The sequence below is a fragment of the Vibrio casei genome (assembly GCF_002218025.2).
Lineage (GTDB): Bacteria > Pseudomonadota > Gammaproteobacteria > Enterobacterales > Vibrionaceae > Vibrio > Vibrio casei.
In genome coordinates, this window is record NZ_AP018680.1 from 2,462,700 (window position 1) to 2,482,720 (window position 20,021).

Genomic DNA, 20,021 nt, shown 5'->3' on the forward strand with positions numbered 1-20,021 from the left:
ACTGATAGTCTCAATGATTGAGACTAAATAATCGTACTCGCAATATAAGATACGCATGGCTTATGATTAAAGTTCACTTTTTAATCAAAACTAAACTGATAAATAAAATCAACAGCACTGTCTAATCCGGTAACCGCTTCAATATAAAAATTAGTCACTAACTCATATCGAACCGTAAACTCCCCCAGTGCGTTAAAGATACCTACGCCATATTTTACTTGTAAACCGGGGGCGATATAACCACTCACCGTCACTTGAGAATCATCCCCAGAGCCTGCAGTTCCCAACTGAAGGTCTTGCACACCAAACGCTTCTCCAATTTGCCCAACAACTTTGCCACTTTTCGCCAAACTTAATCCAATCAAAGCAGTTGTCATGGCGCTGCCCCCGCCCACATCATCAACATCTCGACCGCGTAATAAGTAAGACAGAGCACTGTTTTGCGACATAGCCGGCTCAGAGAAAATCGTCACTTCTGGTGCATCAGCAGGCCCTGTCACTTGAATCCCAGCGACTACATCATCTTCTGTATTATCTGGATTACGAATCGCTTTGATCGCGACATAAGGCTGATCAGCAGGACCATTCATTAAGATCTTGCCCTCTTTGATGATCAAGTCTTGACCAAACGATTGGTAATAACCATTTTCAATTCGAATTTCACCGAGAATAAAAGGGCCTTTATTTTTCTGTGACACTTTTAAGCTGCCGACCAAATTTCCTTTTAATCCAAATGCAGACAAACTGACATCATTACCAATATTGATGGTCACATCGGTCTCTAGTGCCATTGGCAACCCCGTTTTTTCTTCAATGGGTTGCAACTTTTCATTTAATAATATTTCATCTTTTGAAACACTAATGGCACTTTCAGGAAGTTCTTCAACCAAGATCCTCCCCCAAGGAATATCAATTTGACCTGTAATTTTGGCGAGCGTTGGAGTGATTGCAATGGTGAGATCAGGCTTTACTTTCAAAGCAACCATTGGCGGCACATCCACTTTTAATTCATTACCGAAGGCTCTTAAGTTGGCAAACCACTGATTTCTTTGTGCCCAATTGGCATCACCTTTTAAGGTTAATTTGCCATCAGCAGTGTCTAACTCACTGTTTAAGACGGCTGAATACCCATTAAATTTGGTATTAATTTCCCCTTTTTTGACATCCACAGGGAACATCTGTCCCTCTAAAAGAAAATCGGTAATATTAAATTGTCCATTCACTTTCGGATTAAGCATGGGCCCCTTAAAAGCAAAATCAGATTGAACGATAGCGTTCATACGATTTTGCTCCCCAAGCAACGGGCTCAAAAACCCGAGGTGAATCGACTCGATAGTATTCTTACCTTCGATTTCCATTTGCTTAGCCTGAACATTTGGTATCGCTAACTGACCTTGTATCTGGCCATTTTTTGTCAGGTCAAAAAGCCATTTCATGGCTAATTTATTGTCTTTCAAATCAGCGGACAAATGCAGCTTATCCCAACCAATGATTACGGGGGGCTCAAGGTCTTGTGTAATATTTCCGGTTGGAACATCAAGTTCAAGTTCCACTTGTGGTGGTGCATTTTTTGCCCATTTTGCCCACGCTGTCGCATTAATCTCACCCTCAATCTTTGTAGCGCTAGGAAGAAAGGCCTGTAATTGATTGAAGGTGAAATGTTGAATAGATAAATTGGCTTCGCCAGATTCCCCAGCTTTTAGATCGCTATCCAAACAAATTTTAGAAGGACTATTCAGCCAACAATGCGCCTGAACATTGGCGGTTTGAGTGTCTAAGATGTATTGAATATCGACAGGGTGATCAATACGCCAAACTGGCGACTCTTTATCTTTTTGAACAGACAATGCCACACTGGCATCTTGTAATTGGCCTTTCCAAACGTTTTGTTTTTTTAGCCCACCTTGAATTTGTAACTTGGCTGAGGCAATGTCGGTGACGGTTTCTAAAGAAAGTCGATGTAGTTGCTCATTACCGGAAAAGCGGAGCGTTAAGTCATCCAGTTTATTTTCTTGGTAATATCCTTTTCGAGCTTGGAGGACAATATCACCACTTGGCGCAGGAAAAGGGGACACCTCACCTTTTAAGCTCAAGGATGTCAGCGTCGCTTCAGCATTATTCCAATCAATGTTAGTCGCGGCTAGATTTGTGATTACTTTAGGCTGTTTTTGTTCACCACGTAATTGGATATTGCCTTTTATCTGCCCTTTTAATTGAGGTAATGTGTTGGATAACTTAGGCATATCAACATCAAGGTTCATATCCCATTGCTTATCAAGCTTACCTTTCAATTTGATTCCATTACCTGCATGAGCAATTTTTAAACCACGGGTACGTACGGTATATTGACCGCGCCCGGTAACATCATGCGCGGACAACTGCCCTCTTATAACTAGTGGGTAATCTCGTATAATACCTTTAATATCCAATGTCGGGACTTTTACCCGCCAACCACCTTGAGAAGTCAAGGAACCGGAATGAATAATACTGCCACTAATTTTGCCTTCGGCCTCCGGCCACTGTAAGCCCGGTTGAATATCCGTTAATCCTAGAGTGGCATTCCAATTTAACGGCGCTTGCCAATTCACCATCACTTGGCCCGAAATATTTCCGCCTAAAGTATCAATATTCAATCGGTCTAAAGAAATTTGACTTAAATCCCCTTGAGCATTGCCTGAGATATTTACTTGAGGGATCTCCGTTCCAGCCAATTGACCATCGAGCTGCAATTGATACCCTTCCAGTGAACCTTTTCCATCAAGTTGTTTCAGTAACACTTGGTAATCTGCTTGACCTTTAAATGGCCACTGCGCTTTCACATCGCGTAAACTCAATTCAAAAGGGAGTGTTGATTTTAAAGGCTGAACTCGTGCATTCAATTTGGCGATAGCATCGCCTGAAAGCTGGCTTGATAATGTTAAATCCGCCACACTTCCTTTCGCTTTCAAGTCAATAACTTGACCTTTATAGTCTGGCATCTTAACCATCCCTTTTGCTTCTAGCGAAAGAGGATAATCTCCGGATAATGTCACTTTTGTTTCTAATGATAAATCCGCTTCTGGCATATCAAGTTTGAAATTTTTGACTTCAACATCACTTCCTCTTACGCTTGCTTGCAATCCGAGATGGTTCACCACGACTGGACGAGTTTGCTTCAATGTAAAATCATAAACATCCAATTTCTCTAGCTTGATTCCAAACGGTAAAATAACGTTAGGAAGAGTAATATCCGACTGCTTAGATAGTGGTATGATAGGCTTCACCTTAACCGGGGATTCCTCGACAGGAGCAAGTGTAAGATCAATTTTTTTCCATACTATTGGACGTACGGTTAGCGTCCGACCTTGAGCATAGAAACCCGTTGAAAAATGATCCCATTTAGCTTTATACCCTAATACATTGATCTCAATATTATTCACATTCAAGTGAGTCAATGAGATTGGGATAGGTAAAAAAAGTGCAGGTAGTCCACCCGATGATTCATCCTCTGGTGGCGTATTTGATTCAGGGAGAGTCGGCATCGAAAATTTAAGCCCATCAATAGCCACTGTATCAATGCATATAGAATGCTCGAACAAACAGTCTAAAGAAGTCGAAAAATCAAATCGTTTTAAATAAGTTTTAACCCCAAGTTCTGGATTGACATACTCAACATCATGCAAACTAAAATTCGGTAATAAACTGCCCTCAGTTGAACCAACTTTCAGTTCAGGAACCAGTTTTTGAGCCACCCATAAACCACTGCTTAACCCTATATTAGTGAAGACCAAAATAGTGACTAAAACTAATACCACCAGCAATGTGGTCGGTATCAATAAAATCAAGCCAAGTAACCATTTCAGGAGTCGTCTCATTACAGTTCAGGCCCCAGAGTAAAGTGAATTCTGAATTGATCGCCTTTATCTGCCTGCAAACCATAAGCGAAATCTAATCTAACGGGTCCCACAGGTGACCCCCAGCGAACCCCCATCCCAACGGCCTGATTCCAGTTAGGCGTATCGGTCCAAGAATCCCCAGCATCAACAAACGTCGCCCACCACCAATTTCCAGTAACTCTATATTGATATTCTAAACTACCTGTCGCCATATACGCGCCACCAACAAGCTTACCATTTTCATCTTCTGGCGAAATCACTTCATAGCCGTAACCTCGTACGGAGTTGATTCCCCCGACAAAGAACCGCAGAGATGGCGGGACTTCTGACCAATCATCAGCAAATGCGCCGCCGGCATCTAGACGTGTTAAGAAACGATGATTCTGGCCGATCCCCCGAATCCATCCAGTATGACCAATCACTCGTACAATTCTCGTATCTGAAAGCATTGATTTATCACCAAATTCGATACTGATACTTTGCTTATCTCCCCACATTGGCATGGTACTGCCCCGAGACCGGACTCGAGAAAAAGAAATGCCGGGTAACACAAAGGTTGAGGTCCCTTGCTCTGAAGCTTGAATATAATCCTCATATAGAACTCGAACATAAATACTGCGATGCCAACCATTATCGTAAAGCCAATGACGTTCAAAGGATAAATTTTGTTCTTGGCTGTTAGTATCATTATCATTTTCATCTTTATAGCCATATTGCACTAAATAATAATCACGTAATACGTCTTCTAATGGAATTTTGTAATTAGCCACAAACGTTTTTTCTGGCGCAGAAACCACGACACTCGCTCCTACGCTATGGCCATACTGATTAAGCCAAGGTTTCTTCCAAGATAATTTACCGCGAGGCCCCACATCAGTCGAATATCCAAGACCGGTTTCAATTTGATTTCGAGTTTGAGGGGCTAACCTAACGGTCATAGGTAATGTTTTATCTTTTCCAGCATGATCAAGATCAGGTTCGACAGAAACACTCGAGAACCACTCCGAACTGGATAAGTTCTGATTCAATAATCCCAGCGTTGTCGATTGATAATAATCGCCAGCCTTATATGGCACTAAAGATTGCACACGCTCTTTTTCAATTTGGCTGCCAATAATACTCGTAGCACCAAACATATAACGCTCACCACTTTTATAGTGTAAATGGACAAACGCTTGATTACGTTGAGGGGATATTTGTAAGCGAGTATCAGTGAACTCGCCATCAAAATAACCTTTTTGAAGGGCTAAATTACGAATCGAGGTTTTCAATGATTCATAATGGCCATGGTTCACAATTTGTCCAAGATTAAGTTTAGAGCGGTCAAGTAGATTCAAAAAATCAATATCCGTTGCCGCATCACCTTCAATGACAATATCGCTTTCATAAATAATGGTAGGCTCACCGATATCCACTTTTACGATAAGAGTAGTATCTGCAGAAGGCTCATTGGTATCACCATCAACCGAAAAGGTCATCGTGGGATTGTAGTAGCCTAATGCTTTTAAGGCATCAGTAATATTCTCTTCTACTCTAGACTGAAAGCGCAATGAGACCGAATACTCCTCCTCTTTTATAGAGGATAAATAAGCCGATACATTGTCCTCAAGGTCACCATCTAATCCTTCAATTTTCAGGTCTGTATCGGCGTAACTCGTCATTGCTGCAAAGCTCAGCAAACCGCCAAATAATGAGGACATCCAAGATATTTTCATATGTGAATATTTGTACTCTCGCACTAAATTAAGGTAGGTTGGTTGTCCGAAATTCTATATCTCAGTCATTAACCTGAACTAGGGATGAAAAAATCTATAACCTATTAATTTATAGTCTATTTTTATCATTTAAAGAACGACTCAGAGATTTTAGATGTATAACGAGGAAAAATTATGAGCAAATAGCTAGTCTATTGCGTTAATTTTAACGAAGTTAGGCGCTAAAAAAACAAGTTGTTTAACTTAGGTTACCCAGAGTTCAGGTTAATTAATAATACCCAAGAAAAATCGCCATAAATGAAATAACCACAACAGCGAATCGGTCTGTTATTACTTAGTTAAGCTAAACTACCAGACTTTCCTTTTTCTCTAAAGCAACATGAGGTGCAAATATGTCAAATAAAAACAAATTAGTGACCAAAGAAACAGCCTTAATCGGTCGCGATGAAAAAATGATGATTTCTGAACTTCATTTTATCAACCAAACGAACCTCACCGCTGAAAAACCACTAGGATGCAAAGAGGTATTGCTGGGGTTAGGTTGCTTTTGGGGGGCTGAACGAATCTTTTGGCAATTAGACGGAGTGATCAGTACCTCGGTTGGCTACAGTGGCGGATACACTAAAAATCCAACCTATCAAGAAGTCTGCAGTGGTGAAACGGGACATACCGAAGTAGTACGCGTGATTTTCGACCCAACTCAAATCACCTTACAAGCTATTTTAGTCGTGTTCTGGGAACATCACGATCCAACACAAGGTATGCGACAAGGTAATGACATTGGTACTCAATATCGTTCTGCCATTTATACGGAAAGCCAAGATGACTTAAATGTTGCATTAGAAAGTCGCCACACTTATCAGGCCGCGATTGGTGAAAGTTTAAGTAAAAATATCACGACTGAAATCACCCTTATCAATGAGTATTATTTGGCAGAAACCTATCACCAACAATATTTGGCTAAAAATCCTCAAGGTTACTGTGGAATAGGTGGCACAGGGATCTGTTTTCCACCAAACTTGTAATTTCCCATCATCAAGCAATACAGCAAACTGGCTTGGCTGCATTAGATAAACATTAACCTAAAACTGCAAAGGTTGTCTCTTTTCCACAGACAACCTTGATTGCCATCAGTTTGGTATTTCTTATTTAGCGTCTTTTAGGGTTTATTCGAATAAGATTTCACCCATCCTATCCGGCTTGAACTGATAATTGAGCAATAGCAGAGTTAACCTCTTTCATCACTTTCAATTGTTTTTTATTCGATACATCCGGTAATAAAACTTTACCACCGTCAAAATAAAACTCTCCAATACCTTTGATACCAAAATGCCCTTTGAAGATAACTTTCACAAAACGCGCAATTTGTAGTGGACGATAACGATTAAAGTTTGGCTGCATATTCATTTAAATAACCCATGATTTTTTATTTGAGACAACGATTTAACAGGCCGATACATCCAAATACGTTGAAATATCACAACGTGGATACCTCTGTTTATAGTTGTAAAACACCAATTCAGCCACCTTGATACATTAAAAATGCTTCAAAACAGTGACATCAGGCAAAACTCATCGACTGATTTATTATAGTCAGTAATGTTAATGCATAAATTGAGCCAATCAACAATTCATGCTTTCCATTTGATTTTATGCGCTATTATATAAGCACTGTCTCAATTTATAGTCCTAAAATAGGTATTAAAAATGATAATAAGAAAAATTTCCATTGCCCTACTATTGTGCATCTCACCAATATTTGCTCAAGCAAACAACATTCAGATTGGAAAAGGCGTCCCCGCCGTTAGTGTTGAAAAAGGTGGTGAGGTTTTTATCGAAAATGACACGATATCTTATCTTCCCTGGAATACTGAATTGATGTTGGGAAAAGTAAGAGTGATTCAAGCCATCGCAGGAAGAAGTGGGGCGAAAGCATTAAATGCCCCTTTAATGGCAGCAATTACAAAAGCTGAATTTTCCGAAGAAAATTACCAAACCACCACCATAGTTAATCAAGATGATGCGATTTGGGGAACCGGATCGTTTGTAAAATCATCCGCAGAAGATGGTAAGAAGGACTTTCCATGGTCATCTATGGTATTAGATGAAAATGGCGTCGCGGCAAAACAATGGCAACTCGAACCTAAGTCATCCACAATCATTGTACAAGATAAAACAGGCCGAGTTTTATTTAATAAAACAGGTGAATTAAGTATAGGAGAGATCACTCAAGTACTGAAAATCATCAAAAAAAATCTATAATAAACGCCATTTAAATGTAATAACATAACATTTAACTTGCCATCGCTTCAATTGTTATAGTATAACAATTGAGCTTTGGTGAGAATAGTATCTTATAAATGGTGCCGACTCACTTTTTCTTTTTCATTATTGTGAGAGTGCATAACATGTTTACTAATCGTTTTTATTCCCCTTTTTTACTTCTTGGCTTATCTTCCATTTGCACTTCCGTGTTTGCAGAACAAGCTCACCAACATGAATTTATTCAACACGAGGCTCATGTACATGGCCTTGTTACCTTTAATATCGTACAAGATGGTAACGAATTGTTGGTCGAAATCAATTCCCCAGGAAATGATGTCTTAGGGTTTGAACATCAACCTAAATCGGATGAAGACCAAAAGCGATATCAGCAAGTGACCCATTTACTCAAGCAACCAGAGAGCATCTTACATTTACCTGAAAACGCGCAATGTAAAGCCGAGTATGTCAGTGTAAAAGACAACATAGCCCAAACAAAAGAGGCACACCACGACCACGACCACGACCACGACCACGACCACGACCACGACCACGACCACGACCACGACCACCAGCATGGCACTTTCACATTGGAATACCACTTCCAATGCAATAATATTCAACAATTATCTTCTATCTCAACTCAATGGTTTACTCAATTCCCGTCCACTCAAACGATTGATATTAACTTGTTAACTGATGCCAATCAGCAGCACATCGAACTGAAAAACCCGAGCAATACCATTCAATGGTAAATTTTTATTAATACATATTGTAAGAGCGTTTTTCTTGGTTTTACCACCCTTTAGAGAATAAGGTAAAGGAAGCGCTCCCTTACTTTTAATATTTTTCCCGAGATGCCTATGACAACCACAACACCTGAATTTGCCATTCAATTAAACAAAGTTTGTTTTACGTGGCCAAAGCAGGATACACCAACCTTATTGATTGATGATCTCAAGATCCCAGTGCAGCAACATGTTTTTATCAAAGGTCCCAGTGGAAGTGGAAAGTCGACATTATTAAGCCTGTTAACCGGTATAATTACCCCCCAATCGGGAAGTATCACTGTATTGAATCAACCTTTAGAGCGACTGACTGCGTCTAAACGCGATCAATTTCGCGCGCATCATATTGGTTATATTTTTCAGCAATTTAATTTATTGCCCTACTTATCCGTGATTGAAAATGTCTTACTGCCCTGTCGTTTTTCTCCGTTAAGATCACAAAAAACCAAAACCTCTGATTTACCGTTGATCGAGCAAGCTAAACGTTTATTACAGCGCCTTCATCTGCCTAAGTCGGTATTTGAACGTCCAATATCCGACTTAAGTATTGGTCAGCAGCAACGTGTTGCCGCAGCAAGAGCCCTCATTGGTCAACCCCAAATCATTATTGCCGATGAACCCACTTCCTCTCTCGATCACGATAATCGCCAAGCATTTATCCAATTATTGATTGAAGAGGCCAATCGCAGCCAAGCTAGTATTATTTTTGTCAGTCATGATTCTAGTCTACAAAAACACTTTGACCGAACCATTGAACTCACCGACATTAATCAAGTGTCTCTTTCTCACCAACAAGGTGATATCTGATGAATGCTATTATTGTTTTGGCTTGGAAAAGTTTGCTTAATCGCAAGACGACGGCTTTGCTAACCATATTAACCGTCGCCATTTCCGTTGTGTTGCTGCTTGGTGTAGAGAAAATTCGCACTCAAGCCAAAAGTAGCTTTGCCAATACCATCTCCAGCACAGACTTAATTGTGGGGGCTCGTTCGGGGGATGTGAATTTACTGCTTTACTCCGTCTTTCGCATAGGGAATGCCACCAACAATATTGATTGGAAAAGCTACCAAGACATCGCTCACCTACCACAAGTAAAGTGGGCAATTCCAATTTCTTTAGGTGATTCTCATCGTGGTTTTCGAGTAATGGGGACCAATTCTGACTATTTCAAATTCTACCGCTACGGAAGTAAGCAACCACTTACATTCCAGCAAGGTACTGCTTTCCATAGCTTATTTGACGCTGTCATTGGTTCTGATGTTGCAAAAAAACTCCATTATCAAATTGGCGATGAAATCATTATCGCTCATGGGATCAGCGATAAAGCCTTTACCCGTCACAAAAATCTGCCCTTTAAAATAGTGGGCATTATCTCACCTACTGGAACACCTGTAGACAAAACCGTTCACGTATCTTTAGCCGCAATAGAGGCTATTCATGTCGGATGGGAATCAGGCGCCCACCTAGGTAAAACACCAAATAAAGATATTTTAGAAAATAAACAATTTGAGCCTAAACAAATCACCGCTTTCATGCTTGGCCTAAATTCCAAAATTCAAACCTTTATGCTGCAAAGACAAATCAATAACTACCCTAAAGAACCTTTAAGTGCGATCTTACCCGGCATCGCCCTTAGTGAATTATGGGGAATGATGTCAGTCGCCGAGCAAGCTTTAATGATTATTTCAGGTTTTGTGGTCGTAGCAGGTTTACTCGGAATGTTAACCAGTCTACTCACCAGTCTACAGGAACGTCGTCGAGAAATGGCTATTTTACGAGCGATGGGAGCGCAACCTAAACATATTTTTTTCTTATTAATGAGTGAAGCAAGTGCATTGACCTTCTTTGGTATCAGTGTTGGTATTGGCTTACTTTACATTGTGCTAAGTGTTTCAGCTCCGATCATTGAACATCAATACGGCATTAAAATAGCTCTGACCGGTTTATCCCACCACGACATTATGCTACTAATGTTGGTGCAATTAGCTGGCATGATCATTGGATTATTGCCATCAATTAAAGCCTATCGCCATTCTGTTGCCGATGGCATGACCATTAAGTTGTGATCTATGAGAACTCTAACAAAGCCGTTTCATTTATTGATTAAAACCGCTTTATTGCTAATAACTTCATTACTAATAATCACTCATACATCGTTAGCTCAGGCATCTCAAGGCAAGGAAGCACTTACTTTAGATTGGATAGATTTAGTGCCGATAAATGAGCAAAAAAACTTTGATAAGCTTGGAATGCCTGCGCCAGGAGGCCACAATGGTGGCGCGGCTAAGCAGAACCCCATTGGTAATGTTCGTCCTGAATTAAATGGCAGCTACGTAAAAATCCCCGGCTTTGTCATCCCCTTAGAAGGTGACGAAAATACCATTACCGAATTCTTATTAGTGCCTTATTTTGGCGCTTGTATACACGTTCCACCCCCACCTCCAAATCAGATTATTTATGTAAAGTTTCCCAAAGGTGCGCCCGTGCAACAACTTTGGGATGTGGTGTATGTTATTGGAAAGCTAGAAACTCAAACACTGGATCATGAATTAGCACAAACCGGCTACACCATGCTCGGAGATAATATTGAAGAATATGATGATATGTAACCCTTTTGAAATCGAATTTGAGTAGCAAACAAAAAAGGAGTTATTATGCTCCTTCTTGTTTATTCATCTGAGTCAAAATCCCTGATACATATCGCGTCGCTTATTAAGTCTTAAGCAATTATCAATTTTTCACGTAATACTGATAAACATTGCTCGACTAACTCATCCAAGTTTTTCTCTCCTGCTGGGAGATCAATCTCTGGGTGCAGTGGCGCTTCATATTCAGAATCAATACCGGTGAAATTAGAGATCTCCCCTGCTCTTGCCTTTTTATACAAGCCTTTAGGATCACGCTTTTCGCACACCTCTAAAGGTGCATTAACAAACACTTCGATAAACTCCCCCTCTGGCAATAAATCCCTCACCATTTGACGCTCTGCACGGTGCGGTGAAATAAAAGCAGAAAGTACAATTAACCCCGCATCGGCCATTAATTTCGCTAACTCCCCAATACGGCGAATATTCTCACGACGATCTTGCGCTGAAAAGCCCAAGTCACGACACAGGCCGTGGCGAACGTTATCACCATCAAGTAAATAAGTATGGTGACCAAGTTCCGCGAGTTGGATTTCTAACGCTCCAGCCACCGTTGATTTCCCTGCACCGGATAAGCCAGTAAACCATAGCACAACCGGTTTTTGTTTTTTCAGAACGGAGCGGGTCTGTTTAGTGACTTGATGTTGATGCCAAATGACATTTTCATCTTTTTTTATTTCATTCATAAATTCAATTCATCCTGTCATGGTCGGCCATTACGCCTTATTCATGAAAAATAACATCCGTTAAAAAGGGAAAAAATAAGGGATCAAAGTCAGCACTACGATGGAATAAACAATCGAAAGTGGAATGCCAATCTTGAGAAAATCCTTAATATGATAATTTCCTACGCTGTACACTAATAGATTCGTTTGATAACCATACGGAGAGATAAAGCTTGCGCTGGCACCAAAGAGTACCGCCATAATAAATGGCATTGGATCGGTACCATAACCAACCGCCATGCTGTAACCAATAGGAAATGCCAAAGCAGCGGCCGCATTATTAGTAATCAATTCCGTTAGGATCAAGGTTAATAAGTAAGTCGCAATCAGCGCTCCAATAGGCCCCCAGCCATTAAAAAAATAGATAAATAACTCACCCATTTGTTTTGATAAACCTGAAGACATCATCAATTGCGCTAACGATAGTGCCGAGCCAACAATAACAACAATATCAATCGGAAAACGGCGACGCAGCTCGCTGATCCCGATAGCACCAATCGCAAGCATAACCACGATATACCCCGCTAACCCTTTAATGATTGGGATCACTCCTGTCAGCGATAAACCAATCACTGCCGCAAAACCCAAAAGCACAATGGCCGACTTTTGACTATCTAGCTTAGCGCTTGAATCGAGATCATTAACCAGTACAAATTCTTTAGCATTATCTTGTCTTGCAGAATGAAACCCTTTGCCCGGAACAAGAACTAAAGTATCTCCTGCCGCTAATTTCACACTGCCCAAACCGCCTTCTAATCGTTCATGCCCACGGCGAATAGCTACCACTACGGCATCAAAACGATCTCTAAATTGACTCGACTTTAAAGTCTTATTGCAAATAGATGCCGACTGACTGACGACCACCTCCATAAAACTTTGTCCATTAAGATGATGCTGACCAAATAAGGTAATACCCGGAATTTCTTGCAATGTGGCAACACTTTCAACATCACCACAAAACAATAATCGATCTTTTTCCAATAATATCAACTCTGGTGTCACCGAAGGCATAGTGACGCCATCGCGGATAACTTCAGCTAAAAAGAGTTTACGTAAAGCACGCAAATTATTTTCAGCAATACTTTTTCCAATTAATGGCGAGCCTGATTCCACTCTCGCCTCAAGAAAATAAGGCAAATCATCTTGTTCGTTACTATCACTTTGGGGTAAAACATAACTAAGAGGGATTAAGATTAATACGCCAAACACTAACACGGCTAAACCGATGAAAGTTGGAGCAAAAAAACCTAAGCTCGGCAAACCAGCATCGACGACAAAACTATTAATAATTAAATTCGTGGAGGTACCAATCAACGTTAAGGTCCCCCCTAAAATCGCGGCGTAAGAAAGAGGGATCAATAAACGTGATGGCGCATGAGCCTGATTGCGCTTAATCGCACCAATCAAAGACACCACCACGGCGGTATTATTAGTGAAAGACGATAAAAAAGCCGTAGAAAAACCTAATTTGGCGACAACTGTCCCTAATCGTCCTTTAGAAATATGGCGACTAATCCAACTGATCAGCCGTGTTTTTTCTAAAGCACATGATGCTAGAATCAGCAATACCAAAGTAAGAAGCGATGAATTGGTAAAATTCATCGCAATGCCATCGAGATCAACCGCTCCGCTCATAAAAGAAACTAAAGCGGCCGCCGCAAAAATAAAACTAGGTTTGATCTTAGTAAAGATCAAACAGCCAATGATGGACACTAGCAATATTAAGACAAACCATTTATCCCACATGGCATATTCCACTATTTGATATCCCTACTTTTTTACATCTTTGGGCGCAGACGCCGAAAAAAGTTGGCTGATATCTTTGGCTTCCCAATGTGGGAAATGCTTGCGGATAAGCGCGTTTAACTCAACTTCAAAGCTCAAGTTTTCGGTTGTCGTTTGTTGTTCGATCAGACGCTCACGGATCATACCGGCTCCCACGGTAACGTTAGTGAGTCTATCAATAAAAATGAAACCGCCCGTATCTTCACAATCGGTATATTTATCTAAAGCGACCGTTTCAGTTAACGAAATCTCACATAATCCAATGCCATTAAGTGGTAATTCTTTGGCATCAAATTGCTCAAGTTTATTGATGTCATATTGATACTTAATCGACTCTAATTGGCCAATGGTTTGTTTTCCCGCAACTTTAATATCGTATTGACGCCCAGCAATTAAAGGTTGTTCCGTCATCCATACCACATCCGCTAAGAATTGATTGGTGGCTTTAATTGAAGCACCAATAGGTACTAACAAGTCACCACGGCTAATGTCTATCTCATCTTCTAAAGTCAAAGTGATCGCTTGCCCTGCACGCGCAGAGTCGAGATCACCATCAAAGGTAACAATACGGGCCACTTTTGAACTTTTTCCAGAGGGCAAAACCGTTACGCTATCGCCAACCGCAATCGTGCCATTTGCAATGGTTCCACAAAAACCACGAAAATCTAAGTTAGGACGGTTTACATACTGAATAGGTAAACGGAATTCACCTTGTGTATGCGCTTGGCTTAAATCAATATTCTCTAATATTTGTAATAATGGTAGGCCTTGATACCAAGCAAGATTTTCAGTTTGATCCACCACATTGTCACCTTCTAGCGCCGATATAGGGATCAGTTGAATATCAATATCTTGATTTAGGTTTTTAGCAAATTCAAAATATTCTTGGCGAATTTCTTCAAAGCGAGCTTGTGAGTACTCCACCAAGTCCATTTTATTAACCGCAACCACAAAATGACGAATTCCCAATAAACTGGCAATGAAGGAATGACGACGAGTTTGGTCTAATACGCCCTTACGAGCATCTATCAAGATAACAGCTACATCACAAGTCGACGCCCCTGTTGCCATATTCCGTGTGTATTGTTCATGCCCAGGCGTATCGGCAATAATGAACTTACGCTTTTGTGTCGAGAAATAACGGTAGGCAACATCAATCGTTATCCCTTGCTCGCGCTCAGCTTGCAACCCATCCACTAGAAGTGCTAAGTCCGGGCGCTCACCAGTAGTGCCAACACGTTGGCTATCATTATTGACTGCGGCTAATTGATCTTCATAAATCTGCTTAGAATCATGTAGCAAACGACCAATTAAAGTACTTTTACCATCATCAACCGAACCACACGTTAAAAAACGCATTAATGATTTGTATTGATGTTGCGTCAGGTATCCTTCAATACCCAATTCGGCCAACTCGGCCTCTACTGCTGCGTTCATATTAAAATCCTTGTTAATAACCACTCTCTAGGAGTAAACGTTAGAGCGTTACAATCTGAAAATATGGAGATCGTTTTTTAAAAATAGCCTTGGCGTTTTTTCAATTCCATTGACCCTGATTGGTCATGATCGATAGCCCGCCCTTGTCTTTCACTTGAAGTTGCCACTAACATTTCTTGGATAATTTCGGGTAACGTTGCGGCGTTAGACTCGACAGCGCCTGTTAATGGGTAGCAGCCTAACGTTCTAAAACGCACACTTTTGTGTTCAACGGTTTCCCCTTCTTCAAACACAAAACGGTCATCATCCACCATGATCAGCATGCCATCACGGTCAACAACTGGACGAACGGCTGCTAAATATAAGGGCACAATGTCAATGTTTTCTAGATAGATATATTGCCAGATATCGAGCTCAGTCCAATTTGATAATGGGAATACTCGAATACTCTCGCCTTTATTTACTTGACCGTTATAAGTCTTCCATAGCTCTGGACGTTGATTTTTAGGATCCCAACCATGGTGCTTATCACGGAAAGAATACACACGCTCTTTGGCGCGAGATTTTTCTTCATCACGACGGGCACCACCAAAGGCGGCATCAAAACCATATTTATTCAGTGCCTGTTTCAATCCTTGAGTTTTCATGATGTCGGTATGCTTGGATGATCCATGTACAAATGGATTACACCCCATCGCCATACCTTCAGGATTTTTATGCACTAACAATTCAAAGCCATATTTTTCAGCAGTACGATCACGAAACTCAATCATCTCTTTAAATTTCCAATCCGTGTCCACATGCAAAAGTGGGAATGGAATTTTACCGGGGTAAAAAGCTTTACGAGCTAAGTGCAGCATCACCGCAGAATCTTTACCAATTGAATACATCATCACGGGGTTATCAAATTCCGCAGCAACTTCACGAATGATGTGAATACTTTCCGCTTCCAATTGCTGTAAGTGGGTCAAACGTTCTTGGTCCATGTCACTATTTCCTTATCGCTCTTATAAGCATGTCTGTTCAATAAGTTCGTCGTTAGCGTGTGGCTAAACCGCGACTTTTTGGGTTTGTTTTGTGATTTGGTTTTCTGTTTGAAACCAACTCAATTTCTTTGCAAGCTGCACAACTTCTCCGACCACAATCAAAGAAGGCGATTGTGCTTGCTGAGCTAAAGTGGATAAATCAGATAATTGGCCCAGTAATACTTTTTGCTGTTTTTGCGTGCCACGTTCAATAATCGCAAGTGGTGTTGAAGTACTACGACCATGTTTGATCAATTGTTCTTGTATATGGCTCGACTTCATCAATCCCATATAAATCACAAGCGTTTGATGACCACGCGCCAAAGTAGTCCAATCCATCTGATCCTCTTCGGATTTCAAATGACCAGTGATAAACAGGGCTGATTGAGCATAATCTCGATGAGTGAGAGGAATCCCAGCATAAGCCGTCGCACCGGCTGCTGAAGTAATCCCGGGGATCACTTCAAACTGAATACCTGCATCAGCTAGAACTTCCAACTCTTCTCCGCCACGACCGAAAATAAAAGGATCGCCTCCTTTAATTCTTGCCACTTTGTAACCTTGTGTAGCAAAATCGACTAACAGCTGATTTGTCTTATGTTGGGGGACACTATGATGACCTGCCTTTTTCCCTACACACACCAAAATCGTCGAATTTGGAATCAGTGCCATAATGTCATCCGACACTAAATAGTCATATAAAACGACATCAGCTTGCTGTAGATAAGACAAAGCTTTAATCGTTAAAAGCTCAGCATCACCAGGCCCCGCCCCAATTAAAGCAACCGTACCAGCTTGTAATTGACTGCGAGTAAATTGAGAAAAAGCCACCAATGACAACTCCGACTCATTGGAACTACTTTCCTTTTTTTTACTGGGAAATAGTTTGATTGTATCCATACAAATAATGCTCTTTCTTCAATAATCAAATAACAATGATTCATTATGACGATCTCCGCTTATTACCTGAAATGCTAAAATTTCATTTTTTATTCGAATAACTGCTAAGGGATTATTTTGAGCAGATGCTCTTACTATCTGATATCAAATTAAGCATGAACTTTTGAAAGCTTGACTCAGAGAAAAACTCGATTAAGTTAGTACTTATTAATAAAAATGGATTAAAAAGATATGCAATGGAAGTGTTTGAAATTTGAACAATTAAACGTAAGTGAGTTATACGAAATATTAAAGTTAAGAGTGGATACTTTCGTTGTTGAGCAAAATTGTCCCTACCCTGAGCTTGACGGAAAAGATACCCATAAAGATGTCTATCATTTAATAGGATATCAAGATGAAAAAGTAATTGCTTGCGCGCGTTTATTAGCAGAAGGGATTAGCTATGATACGGTGAGTATCGGCAGAGTCGCGACAGCCATCGACCACAGAGGTGGGGGGTTAGGTCATCAACTAATGCAAAATGCTATTGAATACAGTATGAAAATATGGGGAGAACAAACCATTACAATTGGCGCTCAAGCACATTTAGAACATTTCTATCAACGACATGATTTCTTACGAGTGTCAGAAGTATACTTAGAAGATGATATACCTCATATTGATATGCAGCGTAATCCCTTTCAGGAATAATTTTTAAAGACAAAGCGACTAAATATACAATGAGTTACTTAGCCTAAGTCACTAGGCTAATTCAAAAATATATCTATAAACTAGTTAAGGCTGACTACGGGCAAAGCCCCCGCTGGATAAACGGAAAAACATCACAGGCCCTTCATCTTTCTCTATTTGTAAAATATCCAAATCACCACGGTTGGTTAATTTATAGCGGATACGTTGACCATATTGTATTTGACTTAAAGGCTTATCTTTTCCTTCTATCGCCACAAGAGTATTCAGATCAGATAATGACAAATTATTACTTCTAAAAACTTGAGAGAGCGTATCTCCTTTCTTAACCGTGTAATCATGCCAAGGCTCTGGTCCGGCATTATTACTAACTGGTTTTTTTTCAGGCTCAGCTTGTTCATTCGATTGCGGCCCACTAAGAGACACTCTTTGTTGATCAACCTTTTCAACTTTTGGTCTAGGCTTAGTCGCATTAGTTTCTTCACCATCAATGATTAATGGAACAGCAACTCGAGAGACAACAACTTTTTCACTCCCTACAGGAACGTCAGATTTAATAGAACCTGAGCCCGATGGAAATAAAAACAAGATGATAACAAGAGGCATAAGAATCATCAAAGCACGCTGGTGAAGCTTAGGTAAGCGCTTCCAAGTTCTAACAATACAAGCAGTAAAGTTTATGCCAGCGGCAACATCCCAAATTCGCCTTAGATAGCTCGGACTAATTTTCTTTCGTTGGTTCACTTATATTCATCCTATTTTTATTTTCAACAAGGATATTCAATAAACGGATCTTTTTGTCAGTATATTACAAAATCTAGCAAGCCCCTGCACGGTTAAGCATTTTATTGACTCAAAGTTTCATCTAAGTATGAGAACTGATATCCTTACTACTTCATTTAAGTAAACAAGAGATTCGCATGTCTGAAGTTAAATTAGAAACTGTTGAACAAAAAGCTAGCTACGGTATTGGTCTACAAATGGGTCAGCAACTTGCAGGTAGTGGCCTTGAAGGCCTTAACGTTGCAGCTATCGCAAAAGGTATTGCTACTTCATTAACTGGTGACATGCCAGAAATCGAAGTGGATGAAATCAACAATGCACTACGTGATTTGCATACGCGTGCAGAAGAACAACGTGCTGAACTAGCAAAAGTTGCTGCAGCTGATGGTGAAGTATTCTTAAAAGATAACGCGCTTCGCTCTGAAGTAACTGTTCTTGAATCAGGCCTTCAATATGAAGTAATGACTGAAGGTACTGGTGATATTCCGACTTCAGATAAACAAGTACGCGTTCATTACCATGGGCAATTAACTGACGGTACCGTTTTTGACAGTTCTGTACAACGTGGCCAGCCAGCAGAATTCCCTGTGACAGGTGTTATCGCAGGTTGGGTTGAAGCTCTGCAACTAATGCCTGTAGGTTCAAAATGGAAACTGTATATCCCACAAGATCTTGCCTATGGTGAACGTGGTGCAGGTGCGGCTATTCCTCCATTTGCAGCGTTAGTCTTTGAAGTTGAACTTCTAGCAATACTATAATTAGTTAACTATCAATTATAATATTAAATGAAAAGCAGCAATCGCTGCTTTTTTTATGTCACAAAAAAGTTTATAACTAGTTACCTGTTATCAACATGTGTGGATTTTTTAATGAAGAAAGTTATTACATCTATTATTGCTGCAAGCATAGTCATATCAGCGCCTAGTTATGCTTTATTTGGACTGGGGGATAAAGATTCAGATTCAGTCACGAAACTTGCTACACAACTGAATGATTCAGCTAAAAGCAGTACCGGCTTAGTCAATGCACTCACTGATCAACTCGGCGTATCATCAACTCAAGCCGCCGGTGGAGCAAGTGCGTTATTAGCAATGGCTTCAAATCAACTATCCGGCCCTTCTGCTTCTGAATTATCAAGCCTTTCACCTAAACTCTCTTCTTTGCTTGGAAGTGCTCAAACAGCAAGCAGCTCACTGGATAGTATGGCGGCCGTAAAAACTGCATTTGAAAAGTTAGGGCTCGACAGCTCTATGGTCGAACAATTTGCACCAATTATCCTAGACTACTTAGGTAATCAAGGTGCTAGCAGTGGTTTATTAGGCTCGTTAACTAGTCTCTGGAAATAAAATTCCGACGATTCGATTATAAATAATGCCACTTTATATTTATATAAG

At 40.4% G+C, this 20,021-nt stretch carries 18 protein-coding genes; 9 read left to right on the forward strand and 9 right to left on the reverse strand.

Annotated features, from left to right (window positions below; genetic code table 11):
- Window positions 1-80: 80 nt before the first annotated feature.
- Both tamB and tamA read right to left on the reverse strand, forming a co-directional pair.
- The gene (gene tamB / locus VCASEI_RS11475) at window positions 81-3,854 is read right to left on the reverse strand and encodes an autotransporter assembly complex protein TamB (protein WP_089110769.1); all 3,774 of its coding nucleotides are present in this window, start codon (window positions 3,852-3,854) and stop codon (window positions 81-83) included.
- On the reverse strand, window positions 3,854-5,575 hold the full coding sequence (gene tamA, locus VCASEI_RS11480) for an autotransporter assembly complex protein TamA (protein ID WP_226983277.1): 1,722 nt from the start codon (window positions 5,573-5,575) through the stop codon (window positions 3,854-3,856). Before tamA ends, tamB begins: the two co-directional genes overlap by 1 nt.
- 407 nt (window positions 5,576-5,982) lie before the next feature.
- On the opposite strand from tamA, the gene msrA reads away from it, so the two are divergent.
- Entirely contained in the window at window positions 5,983-6,615 is a 633-nt protein-coding gene (gene msrA / locus VCASEI_RS11485; protein ID WP_086962061.1) for a peptide-methionine (S)-S-oxide reductase MsrA, read from the forward strand.
- Between the two features lie 166 nt (window positions 6,616-6,781).
- Here msrA and VCASEI_RS11490 read toward each other — a convergent pair whose 3' ends face one another.
- Complete coding sequence (locus VCASEI_RS11490; RefSeq protein WP_086962063.1) at window positions 6,782-6,997, reverse strand: DUF1107 family protein; 216 nt, start codon at window positions 6,995-6,997, stop codon at window positions 6,782-6,784.
- Between the two features lie 303 nt (window positions 6,998-7,300).
- On the opposite strand from VCASEI_RS11490, the gene VCASEI_RS11495 reads away from it, so the two are divergent.
- The 5 genes from VCASEI_RS11495 (at window position 7,301) to VCASEI_RS11515 (ending at window position 11,249) form a co-directional block, all read left to right on the forward strand.
- Window positions 7,301-7,852: a YtfJ family protein gene (locus tag VCASEI_RS11495; protein ID WP_374701003.1), complete on the forward strand. Its 552-nt coding sequence runs from the start codon at window positions 7,301-7,303 to the stop codon at window positions 7,850-7,852.
- Window positions 7,853-7,998: 146 nt separating this feature from the next.
- Window positions 7,999-8,607 (forward strand): zinc uptake protein ZrgA, encoded by a 609-nt coding sequence (zrgA, locus tag VCASEI_RS11500; RefSeq protein ID WP_110957803.1) that lies wholly within the window; start codon window positions 7,999-8,001, stop codon window positions 8,605-8,607.
- A 108-nt stretch (window positions 8,608-8,715) separates the two neighbouring features.
- Complete coding sequence (locus tag VCASEI_RS11505; protein WP_086962143.1) at window positions 8,716-9,447, forward strand: ABC transporter ATP-binding protein; 732 nt, start codon at window positions 8,716-8,718, stop codon at window positions 9,445-9,447.
- The gene (locus VCASEI_RS11510) at window positions 9,447-10,706 is read left to right on the forward strand and encodes an ABC transporter permease (protein ID WP_086962068.1); all 1,260 of its coding nucleotides are present in this window, start codon (window positions 9,447-9,449) and stop codon (window positions 10,704-10,706) included. Before VCASEI_RS11505 ends, VCASEI_RS11510 begins: the two co-directional genes overlap by 1 nt.
- Before the next feature lie 3 nt (window positions 10,707-10,709).
- Window positions 10,710-11,249, forward strand: coding sequence for a DUF3299 domain-containing protein (locus VCASEI_RS11515; RefSeq protein WP_089110767.1), 540 nt, complete (start codon window positions 10,710-10,712; stop codon window positions 11,247-11,249).
- 110 nt (window positions 11,250-11,359) lie between these two features.
- Here the strand turns inward: VCASEI_RS11515 and cysC are convergent, their stop codons facing one another.
- From cysC to cobA, 5 genes are all read right to left on the reverse strand, one after another.
- On the reverse strand, window positions 11,360-11,971 hold the full coding sequence (gene cysC / locus VCASEI_RS11520) for an adenylyl-sulfate kinase (RefSeq protein ID WP_089110766.1): 612 nt from the start codon (window positions 11,969-11,971) through the stop codon (window positions 11,360-11,362).
- A gap of 60 nt (window positions 11,972-12,031) precedes the next feature.
- Window positions 12,032-13,756 (reverse strand): SLC13 family permease, encoded by a 1,725-nt coding sequence (locus tag VCASEI_RS11525; protein ID WP_086962072.1) that lies wholly within the window; start codon window positions 13,754-13,756, stop codon window positions 12,032-12,034.
- Window positions 13,757-13,780: 24 nt separating this feature from the next.
- On the reverse strand, window positions 13,781-15,232 hold the full coding sequence (gene cysN / locus VCASEI_RS11530) for a sulfate adenylyltransferase subunit CysN (protein WP_089110765.1): 1,452 nt from the start codon (window positions 15,230-15,232) through the stop codon (window positions 13,781-13,783).
- A gap of 77 nt (window positions 15,233-15,309) precedes the next feature.
- Window positions 15,310-16,218, reverse strand: coding sequence for a sulfate adenylyltransferase subunit CysD (gene cysD, locus VCASEI_RS11535; protein ID WP_086962076.1), 909 nt, complete (start codon window positions 16,216-16,218; stop codon window positions 15,310-15,312).
- Between the two features lie 63 nt (window positions 16,219-16,281).
- Window positions 16,282-17,157 carry a uroporphyrinogen-III C-methyltransferase gene (gene cobA / locus VCASEI_RS11540; protein WP_086962078.1) on the reverse strand — a complete coding sequence of 292 codons (876 nt, stop codon included), beginning with the start codon at window positions 17,155-17,157 and terminating at the stop codon, window positions 16,282-16,284.
- A 231-nt stretch (window positions 17,158-17,388) separates the two neighbouring features.
- Here cobA and VCASEI_RS11545 point away from each other — a divergent pair, with 231 nt between their 5' ends.
- A complete protein-coding gene (locus tag VCASEI_RS11545; protein WP_086962080.1) occupies window positions 17,389-17,847 on the forward strand; it encodes a GNAT family N-acetyltransferase in 459 nt (152 codons plus the stop codon).
- A gap of 84 nt (window positions 17,848-17,931) precedes the next feature.
- On the opposite strand, the gene VCASEI_RS11550 is transcribed toward VCASEI_RS11545, so the two are convergent.
- Complete coding sequence (locus VCASEI_RS11550; RefSeq protein ID WP_089110764.1) at window positions 17,932-18,588, reverse strand: LysM-like peptidoglycan-binding domain-containing protein; 657 nt, start codon at window positions 18,586-18,588, stop codon at window positions 17,932-17,934.
- A 176-nt stretch (window positions 18,589-18,764) separates the two neighbouring features.
- Between VCASEI_RS11550 and VCASEI_RS11555 the strand changes: the two genes are divergently transcribed.
- Together VCASEI_RS11555 and VCASEI_RS11560 are read left to right on the forward strand one after the other, a co-directional pair.
- Window positions 18,765-19,385, forward strand: a complete 621-nt coding sequence (locus tag VCASEI_RS11555; protein ID WP_086962082.1) for an FKBP-type peptidyl-prolyl cis-trans isomerase — start codon at window positions 18,765-18,767, stop codon at window positions 19,383-19,385.
- A 111-nt stretch (window positions 19,386-19,496) separates the two neighbouring features.
- On the forward strand, window positions 19,497-19,973 hold the full coding sequence (locus VCASEI_RS11560) for a DUF2780 domain-containing protein (RefSeq protein ID WP_086962084.1): 477 nt from the start codon (window positions 19,497-19,499) through the stop codon (window positions 19,971-19,973).
- Window positions 19,974-20,021: the final 48 nt, after the last annotated feature.

Excerpts from the sequence above, each read along its gene's own strand:
- VCASEI_RS11560 (WP_086962084.1), top strand. The coding sequence starts at position 19,497 with ATGAAGAAAGTTATTACATCTATTATTGCTGCAAGCATAGTCATATCA.
- VCASEI_RS11490 (WP_086962063.1), bottom strand. The coding sequence starts at position 6,997 with ATGAATATGCAGCCAAACTTTAATCGTTATCGTCCACTACAAATTGCG.
- VCASEI_RS11525 (WP_086962072.1), bottom strand. The coding sequence starts at position 13,756 with ATGTGGGATAAATGGTTTGTCTTAATATTGCTAGTGTCCATCATTGGC.
- cysC (WP_089110766.1), bottom strand. The coding sequence starts at position 11,971 with ATGAATGAAATAAAAAAAGATGAAAATGTCATTTGGCATCAACATCAA.
- zrgA (WP_110957803.1), top strand. The coding sequence starts at position 7,999 with ATGTTTACTAATCGTTTTTATTCCCCTTTTTTACTTCTTGGCTTATCT.
- cysD (WP_086962076.1), bottom strand. The coding sequence starts at position 16,218 with ATGGACCAAGAACGTTTGACCCACTTACAGCAATTGGAAGCGGAAAGT.
- VCASEI_RS11505 (WP_086962143.1), top strand. The coding sequence starts at position 8,716 with ATGACAACCACAACACCTGAATTTGCCATTCAATTAAACAAAGTTTGT.
- msrA (WP_086962061.1), top strand. The coding sequence starts at position 5,983 with ATGTCAAATAAAAACAAATTAGTGACCAAAGAAACAGCCTTAATCGGT.
- VCASEI_RS11510 (WP_086962068.1), top strand. The coding sequence starts at position 9,447 with ATGAATGCTATTATTGTTTTGGCTTGGAAAAGTTTGCTTAATCGCAAG.
- tamB (WP_089110769.1), bottom strand. The coding sequence starts at position 3,854 with ATGAGACGACTCCTGAAATGGTTACTTGGCTTGATTTTATTGATACCG.
- VCASEI_RS11545 (WP_086962080.1), top strand. The coding sequence starts at position 17,389 with ATGCAATGGAAGTGTTTGAAATTTGAACAATTAAACGTAAGTGAGTTA.
- VCASEI_RS11515 (WP_089110767.1), top strand. The coding sequence starts at position 10,710 with ATGAGAACTCTAACAAAGCCGTTTCATTTATTGATTAAAACCGCTTTA.
- VCASEI_RS11555 (WP_086962082.1), top strand. The coding sequence starts at position 18,765 with ATGTCTGAAGTTAAATTAGAAACTGTTGAACAAAAAGCTAGCTACGGT.
- cysN (WP_089110765.1), bottom strand. The coding sequence starts at position 15,232 with ATGAACGCAGCAGTAGAGGCCGAGTTGGCCGAATTGGGTATTGAAGGA.
- tamA (WP_226983277.1), bottom strand. The coding sequence starts at position 5,575 with ATGTCCTCATTATTTGGCGGTTTGCTGAGCTTTGCAGCAATGACGAGT.
- cobA (WP_086962078.1), bottom strand. The coding sequence starts at position 17,157 with ATGGATACAATCAAACTATTTCCCAGTAAAAAAAAGGAAAGTAGTTCC.